The sequence below is a fragment of the Pseudomonas tehranensis genome (genome assembly GCF_014268615.1).
In the GTDB taxonomy this organism is placed as follows: Bacteria; Pseudomonadota; Gammaproteobacteria; order Pseudomonadales; family Pseudomonadaceae; genus Aquipseudomonas; species Aquipseudomonas tehranensis.
Map to the genome: position 1 here is coordinate 1 of NZ_JABWQV010000250.1, position 7,241 is coordinate 7,241.

General features: G+C 61.1%; 7 protein-coding genes. 3 read left to right on the forward strand and 4 right to left on the reverse strand.

The features are described from left to right. Positions 1–196 precede the first annotated feature (196 nt). The 3 genes from HU811_RS23080 to HU811_RS23090 all read right to left on the reverse strand — a co-directional run bounded on the left by HU811_RS23080 (position 197) and on the right by HU811_RS23090 (position 4,362). The gene (locus tag HU811_RS23080) at positions 197–2,545 is read right to left on the reverse strand and encodes an FdhF/YdeP family oxidoreductase (RefSeq protein ID WP_186658277.1); all 2,349 of its coding nucleotides are present in this window, start codon (positions 2,543–2,545) and stop codon (positions 197–199) included. Further along, entirely contained in the window at positions 2,542–3,381 is an 840-nt protein-coding gene (gene fdhD / locus HU811_RS23085; RefSeq protein ID WP_186658280.1) for a formate dehydrogenase accessory sulfurtransferase FdhD, read from the reverse strand. The genes HU811_RS23080 and fdhD overlap by 4 nt, the downstream gene beginning before the upstream one ends. Before the next feature lie 93 nt (positions 3,382–3,474). Continuing rightward, complete coding sequence (locus tag HU811_RS23090) at positions 3,475–4,362, reverse strand: LysR family transcriptional regulator (protein ID WP_092455925.1); 888 nt, start codon at positions 4,360–4,362, stop codon at positions 3,475–3,477. A 137-nt stretch (positions 4,363–4,499) separates the two neighbouring features. Here HU811_RS23090 and lysM point away from each other — a divergent pair, with 137 nt between their 5' ends. Further along, a complete protein-coding gene (gene lysM / locus HU811_RS23095; protein WP_186658283.1) occupies positions 4,500–4,940 on the forward strand; it encodes a peptidoglycan-binding protein LysM in 441 nt (146 codons plus the stop codon). Positions 4,941–5,046: 106 nt separating this feature from the next. Here lysM and yrfG read toward each other — a convergent pair whose 3' ends face one another. Beyond that, complete coding sequence (yrfG, locus tag HU811_RS23100) at positions 5,047–5,709, reverse strand: GMP/IMP nucleotidase (protein ID WP_186658286.1); 663 nt, start codon at positions 5,707–5,709, stop codon at positions 5,047–5,049. Positions 5,710–5,797: 88 nt separating this feature from the next. Between yrfG and nudE the strand changes: the two genes are divergently transcribed. Together nudE and cysQ are read left to right on the forward strand one after the other, a co-directional pair. Beyond that, positions 5,798–6,364 carry an ADP compounds hydrolase NudE gene (nudE, locus tag HU811_RS23105; RefSeq protein ID WP_186658289.1) on the forward strand — a complete coding sequence of 189 codons (567 nt, stop codon included), beginning with the start codon at positions 5,798–5,800 and terminating at the stop codon, positions 6,362–6,364. Beyond that, the gene (gene cysQ, locus HU811_RS23110) at positions 6,361–7,188 is read left to right on the forward strand and encodes a 3'(2'),5'-bisphosphate nucleotidase CysQ (protein ID WP_186658292.1); all 828 of its coding nucleotides are present in this window, start codon (positions 6,361–6,363) and stop codon (positions 7,186–7,188) included. The genes nudE and cysQ overlap by 4 nt, the downstream gene beginning before the upstream one ends. Positions 7,189–7,241 lie beyond the last annotated feature (53 nt).

Here is a 7,241-nt window from a genome sequence, read left to right on the forward strand (position 1 = left end):
TTTCTATGGAAAACGGCCTTTTTTGTGGGCGTTAGAAAATGCACTGTAGCGAGGAGATTTATCTCGCTGGTAGAGAGCAACGAGGTTGCGATTTCCCCGGCCCGTTCAGTCCGAAGCGAACGATCAAGCTCTAAAGATCGCAGCCTGCGGCAGCTCCTACAGCCTGAGGGGAAATCTCATCGCCTTAGGGACTGTCTCAGGCCGACTTGGCCAGAATCAGCCCATTCTCGCTCGCCGCTTCCAGGCGGATCGCCACGAATTTCGAGGTCGGGGTATGGCTGCCGTCGCCGGTGCTCTCCAACGGCACCAACGGATTCACTTCAGGGTAATAGGCGGCGGCCTGTCCGGCGGGAATATCGAATGCCAGCAGGGTAAAGCCTTTGACCCGTCGCTCGCGCCCGTCATCCCAGAGTGAGACGATGTCGGCCTTCTGCCCAGGTTTGAAGCCCAGTCGAATGATGTCCGCTTCATTGACGAACAACACGTCACGCTGGCCCTTCACGCCGCGATAACGGTCATCGAGGCCATAGATGGTGGTGTTGTACTGATCGTGAGAACGCATGGACTGCATGATCAGGTCAGGCAATTGGCCGGTGGCGCGGGTGCGTTCATGCACCAGGTCGGTCGGCAACCGGTTGGGCTTGAAGTTGGCGCGGCCGGAGGCGGTATTCCAGCGACGTGCACCGGCACTGTTGCCCAGATAGAAGCCGCCTGGGTTCTGGAGCTTTTCGTTGAAGTCTTTAAACCCCGGGATAGTGTCGGCGATCAAGTCGCGGATGCGGCTGTAATCAGCCACCAGCCAGTTCCAGTCCACCGGGCGGCTGCCCAGCGTGGCGGCGGCGATGCCGGCGATGATCCAGGGTTCGGAGCGCATCTGGTTCGACAGCGGCTGCAATTGGCCATTGGACGCATGGACCATGCTGAAGGAGTCTTCCACGGTCACCGCTTGCGCGCCTTCGACTTGAAGGTCGATGTCGGTGCGGCCCAGGCACGGCAGGATCAGCGCCTCTTTCCCATGAGCCAGATGGCTGCGGTTGAGCTTGGTGCTGATCTGCACAGTCAGGTCGCAATTGCCCAAGGCCTGGAACGTCCGATCACTGTCCGGGGTGGCCTGGGCGAAGTTGCCGCCCAGAGCGATGAAGACCTTCGCCCGGCCATCGGCCATGGCGTGGATCGCTTCGACCACGTTGTGGCCATTCTCGCGCGGCACCTTGAACTGGAAGCGACGCTCCAGCGAGTCAAGGAACGCCGCCGGCGGACGCTCGTTGATGCCCATGGTCCGGTCGCCCTGCACGTTACTGTGGCCGCGAACCGGGCACAGGCCGGCGCCCGGCCGGCCGATATTGCCGCGCAGCAGCATCAGGTTGGCGATTTCCTGGATGGTCGCCACCGAATGGCGATGCTGGGTGATGCCCATCGCCCAGCACATGATCACGTTCTTGCTGATGGCGTACATGCGCGCCGCTTGTTCGATCTCGACCAGGGTCAAGCCCGACTGCTCAACGATCTGCTTCCACGGCGTGTCATCGACCACGGCCAAGTAATCCAGTACGTCGATGCTGTGTTCGTTCAGGAACGCGTGGTCGAACACCGCCGCAGCGCCGGTGTTTTGTGCCTCACGTTCCCATTGCAGCAGGAACTTCGCCATGCCCCGCAAGACCGCCATGTCGCCACCCAGGGCCGGACGGAAATAGGCGGAGTTGGTCGGTTTGTCCCCGTTGGTAAGCATCTCGATCGGGTTTTGCGGGTGCTGGAAACGCTCAAGGCCACGCTCCTTGAGCGGGTTGATGCACACCACCTGGGCGCCGCGTTTCACCGCTTCGCGCAGCGGTTCGAGCATGCGCGGATGGTTGGTGCCTGGGTTCTGGCCCCAGACGAAAATCGCGTCGGCATGCTCGAAATCGTCGAAAGTCACGGTGCCTTTGCCCACGCCGACACTCTGGGAAAGCGCTACGCCACTGGCTTCATGGCACATGTTCGAGCAGTCGGGGAAGTTATTGGTGCCGTAGGCGCGCACAAACAACTGATAGAGGTAGGCCGCTTCGTTGCTGGCCCGGCCCGAAGTATAGAACTCAGCCTGGTTCGGGCTGGAGAGCCCCTGCAAGTGTTTGCCGATCAGGGCAAATGCCGCTTCCCAGCTGATGGGTTTGTAGCGGTCGGTTTCGGCGTCGTAGCTCAATGGCTCGGTCAGGCGCCCCTGGTATTCCAGCCAATAGTCGCTCTGCTCCAGCAGCGACGTCACACTGTGTTTTGCGAAGAATGCGCCATCGACACGGCGCTTGGTCGCTTCCCAGTTCACGGCTTTGGCGCCGTTCTCGCAGAACTTGACCATGCCACTTTCCGGCGAGTCGCCCCAGGCACAGCCTGGGCAGTCAAAGCCGCCGTTCTGGTTGGTCTTGAGCATCATGCGCAGGTTCTTCAGCGCATTGTCGCTGGTCAGCCAGGCCTGGGCGACGCTGATCAACGCGCCCCAACCACCGGCCGGGCCCTTGTAGGGCTTGTAGCGCGGTACGGGTTTCTGATCGGCTTGTTGATGATTGCTCACGCTTGATTCTCCATCGCAGGGCTGTAGACCCGCGGCGCACTTTTTTGCGGCAGGTGGATGAGATTGAGGTTGTGTTGTCGGGCCCATTGCACGGCAAGGCCGGTGGGAGATGACAGGCTGACCAGGGTCTGGATGCCGGCGCGCAACACTTTCTGGATCAATTCGAGGCTGCAACGACTGGTGACGATCGCCACGCCTCCGCTCACCGGGATCTGCTGTCGGATCAGCGCGCCGATCAGTTTGTCGAGGGCGTTGTGCCGGCCGATATCTTCGCGACCCAGTAGCAATTGACCTTGGGCGTTCATGAACAGGGCCGCGTGTACCGCACCGCAATGCTGGCCCAGGGGCTGGAACTGGCCGATGCGTTGACGCAGGCCTTCGAGCCACTGGGCCGGTGGCAGTGGCGTGCCGGGCAGTGCCTTGAGGTTCGGTAATGCCTGCTCCACCGCTTCCACCCCGCAAAGCCCGCAGCCGCTGGTGCCGGCCAGTTGTCGGCGTTGTTGCTTGAGGCTCCAGAAGGCGCGATTGGCGATAGTTACCTGGGCGTATTGCGCAGAACCGTCGCCGCTAAGTTGCACGTCATAGATGTCCGCAGGGTCTTCAATGATGCCGCTGCCCAGGCTGAAGCCGACGATGAAGTCTTCAAGGTCAGAGGGCGTGACCAGCATGACAGCCTGACTGATGCCGTTATAGGCGATCGCCAGCGCCACTTCCTCGGCCAGCGCGGTGCTGTCCGATTGGGAATGGTCCAGGTCGCAGTAGCGATAGCTCTGGCTGGCGGCTGGCGCGGGTGTTTTCTCCGCAGGCGCAGGACAGACCGGAGGCTTGTCGTTCATAGGCATCACTGACAGTGGGAATAGTGATAAGACTAAATGCGGCAATCTGCCACGTCTAATCGCTATTACTGATCTATCAATAGATGACGTCGATCAAGATGTCGTTGATGATTTCTGGTAGAGGGCGAAGCAAGCCTCCGCCAAAGCCGAGCGCGGAGCGCCGCGGCGCATGATCAGACCCAACGGGACCAGGGTTTGCGCGTCTTCGATGGGTTGGATGCGCAAGTCCTGGGTCAGCATACCCAGGCCACTGTCCAGCGGCATCACCGCGCAACACAGTCCGCCGTGGACGGCTTGTAACAATTGATGCACCGCGTCGGTTTGCAGCAGAGGGCGGGGTGTGAGGCCCCGACTGTGGAAGTTGTGGTCGATAGACTGACGAAAATGCATGCCGCTGGTGAGCATGCCCAGGGGCAACTCGATCAGCGCTTCCCAGCTCAGCGGCTGCTCGCCGAAATAGAAGTAGCGCTGGTCATAGAGCAGGCCCATGCGCGTATGGCTGAAGGGCAGGGCGTCAAAGCGTTCGGTGTCCAGGCGCTCCAGATAGGAAATGCCCAGGTCGATGCGGTTGTTCGCCAGTTGTTCGAGGATGCGTTCGGAGCTCAGGGAGGACAACTCGAAATGCAGGTTAGGGTGCTCGCTGTGCAGGCGCTGCATCATCGACAACGGATCGAAGTCCGACAATGGCACCACACCCAGGCGCAGGGTACCCACCAGGTTGCCACGGCAGGCCGCCGCTTCGGCCTGAAGACCGTCATAGGCCGCCATGACCGTGCGTGCCCAGGCCAACACCCGCTCCCCCGGAGCGGTGAAACCTTCAAAGCGCTGGCCTCGATTGACCAGCGGCAGACCCAACTCCTCTTCAAGGCTGCGCAGGCGCATCGACAGGGTCGGTTGGGTGATGTGGCAGCGCGCGGCTGCCTGGCCGAAGTGGCGGGTTTCGTCGAGCGCGATGAGAAATTTCAGCTGCTTGATGTCCATCTTCGTTCCAGGGCGCGGGAAGGTTCGGATTCTAGCGCTTTGTGCGCGGCAGGGTCATTGGTCGGCGGGGAACCGGGTTCGTTTGGCTTGGTCTAGGCTTTTGCGTCTGGATACTTAAACCCCAAGGAGCGTGCACCATGAGTATTTTTAGTTTTGTGAAGGAAGCTGGCGAAAAACTGATCGATCTGCTGACTCCCGGTAATGCCAATGCCAGCGAGCAGTTGAAAGAGCACATCAGTAAGGTGGGTCTTGGCAACCCGAATGTTCAGGCGACTATTGAGGGCGACAAAGTCACCGTGACCGGTGAGGTGAGCAGTCAGGAGGAGAAGGAAAAAATCCTGCTGGCCGTCGGCAACATCGCAGGTGTGGGCAGTGTTGATGATCAGATCACGGTGACAGGTCCAGTGGCACAAGCCGCACGTTTTGTGACCGTGAAGAAGGGCGACACCCTCAGCGCGATTTCCAAAGCCGAGTACGGCGACGCGAACAAGTACAACAAGATTTTTGAAGCCAACAAACCGATGCTGTCGCACCCGGACAAGATCTATCCGGGGCAGGTGCTGCGCATTCCTGAGTAGCCGGTCCCCTGTGGCGAGGGAGCTTGCTCCCGCTGGGTTGTGCAGCGGCCCCCATGCGACTGCTGCGCAGCCGAACGGGAGCAAGCTCCCTCGCCACATAGGGCTTTCAGAGCCCTTCGATCAGTGCCCGATAATCTCCCAACGCTTCAAACTCCCCGGTGTCTTTCGGCCCTTTGCGGCTGTCCGGTTCGCTGACGGCCAGCAGGTGCGCCACGCCGAACTCCCGAGCACTACGTAATACGGGCAGGGTGTCATCGATAAACAGGCTGCGGGCCGGGTCGAAGTTCAGGTCGGCTTGCAGCGCATCCCAGAATTGCGGACTTTCCTTGGGAAAACCGTAGTCGTGGGAGCTGATCAAACGCTCGAAATAGGGGGCCAGTTCGATGCGTTCCAGCTTCAGGGACAACGAATCGCGATGGGCGTTGGTGATCATGACCACCCGTTTACCCGCCCGCTGGATCGCCGCCAGGAACGTGTCGGCGTCCGGGCGCAGGGCAATCAGGTGCGCGGTTTCCAGCTTCAGTTCGCGCACCGGCAGTTTCAGCTCGATGCTCCAGAAGTCCAGGCAATACCACTGCAATTGACCGGCGTTGCGCTCGAACAGCGGCTGCAACTCCAGCTCGGCCATGGCCCGGCTCACGCCATGCAGTTCGGCGTAGCGCTGGGGCAAGTGTTCCATCCAGAAATGGTTGTCGTAATGCAGGTCCAGCAGGGTGCCGTCCATGTCCAGCAGCACCGTGTCGATCTCGTGCCAGGGCAGCAAGGCCATAAAACTTCTCCAGCGGTAATCGGATATCCGACACAAACAATCAGAATAGGCCGGGTATAGTAGCTCGCTATCGCCCAGGGAGCCGTTTATGCGCCAGAAACCCACCATACTCGATCGACGGATCGTCGCCACCAGCCGCCTGTTTTGCGTGGAAGAACTGAAACTGCGGTTTTCCAACGGCGTGGAGCGCACCTATGAACGTTTGGCGGGCAAGGGCGCAGGTTACGGCGCCGTGATGATCGTGGCGATGCTCGACACCGATCACGCCGTGCTGGTGGAAGAATACTGCGGCGGCACCGATGCCTACGAATTGTCCCTGCCCAAGGGGTTGATCGAGCCGGGTGAAGATGTGTTGGCGGCGGCTGAGAGGGAGCTTAAGGAAGAGGCCGGTTTTGGTGCGCGTCAATTGGAGCACCTGACTGAACTGTCCCTGTCCCCCGGCTACATGAGCCAGAAGATCCAGGTGGTGCTGGCGACCGATCTCTATGAAGAGCGGCTGGAAGGTGACGAGCCCGAGCCGATGCGCGTGGACAAGGTCAATCTGCGTGAGTTGTCGGCCTTGGCGCAAAACCCTCAATTCACGGAGGGTCGGGCCTTGGCGGCGCTGTACTTGGTCCGTGACCTGCTGACCCAGCGCGGAGCGTTCCTGTCATGAATTTTCCCGATCCCCTGATGGCTCCTGTGGTCGAGCTGGCGCTCAAGGCCGGTGAGGCGATCCTGCCGTTCTGGCGAGCCAATGTGCAGGTCAACCACAAGTCCGACGCCTCGCCGGTGACCGCCGCAGACATGGCCGCTCACGATGTGATCGTGGCCGGGCTGACCGCGCTGGCGCCGGATATCCCGATCCTCTCCGAAGAGGACGCTAATATTGCGCAAAGCGTGCGCGCCGGCTGGCAACGCTGGTGGTTGGTGGACCCGCTGGATGGAACCAAGGAGTTCATTTCCGGCAGCGAAGAGTTCACCGTCAATATCGCACTGGTCGAGCAGGGGCGGGTGGTGTTTGGCGTAGTGTCGATGCCCACCAATGGTCGCTTTTACGTCGGTGGCGCGGGGCTCGGCGCCTGGCGTGGCGACCAGGGTGGCGAGCCTTTGCCGATCGAAGTGCGTAACGTACCGGCACCGGGTGATGCTTTTACGGTGGTCGCCAGCCGTCGCCATACCAGCCCGGAGCAAGAGCGTCTCTTGGGCGGCTTGAGCGAGTGCCTGGGGGAGTTGCAGCTGACGAGCATTGGCAGCTCGTTGAAGTTCTGCCTGCTGGCCGAGGGCGCGGCGGATTGCTATCCACGACTGGCGCCGACGTCCCAATGGGACACCGCCGCCGCCCAGGGCGTACTGGAGGGGGCGGGCGGCGAGGTGCTGGATCTACGCGGCGAGCCGTTCTGTTATCCACCGCGGGAGTCGCTGTTGAATGAGTCCTTCCTGGCGTTGCCGGCAAAGGCGGCGTGGCGTGGGAAACTGCTGGAACTTGCCCGCTCCTGAATCGGCTGCCCCTTGCTAGATCTGGGACAGTTGTTGTGGGGGGGGGGGGGGGG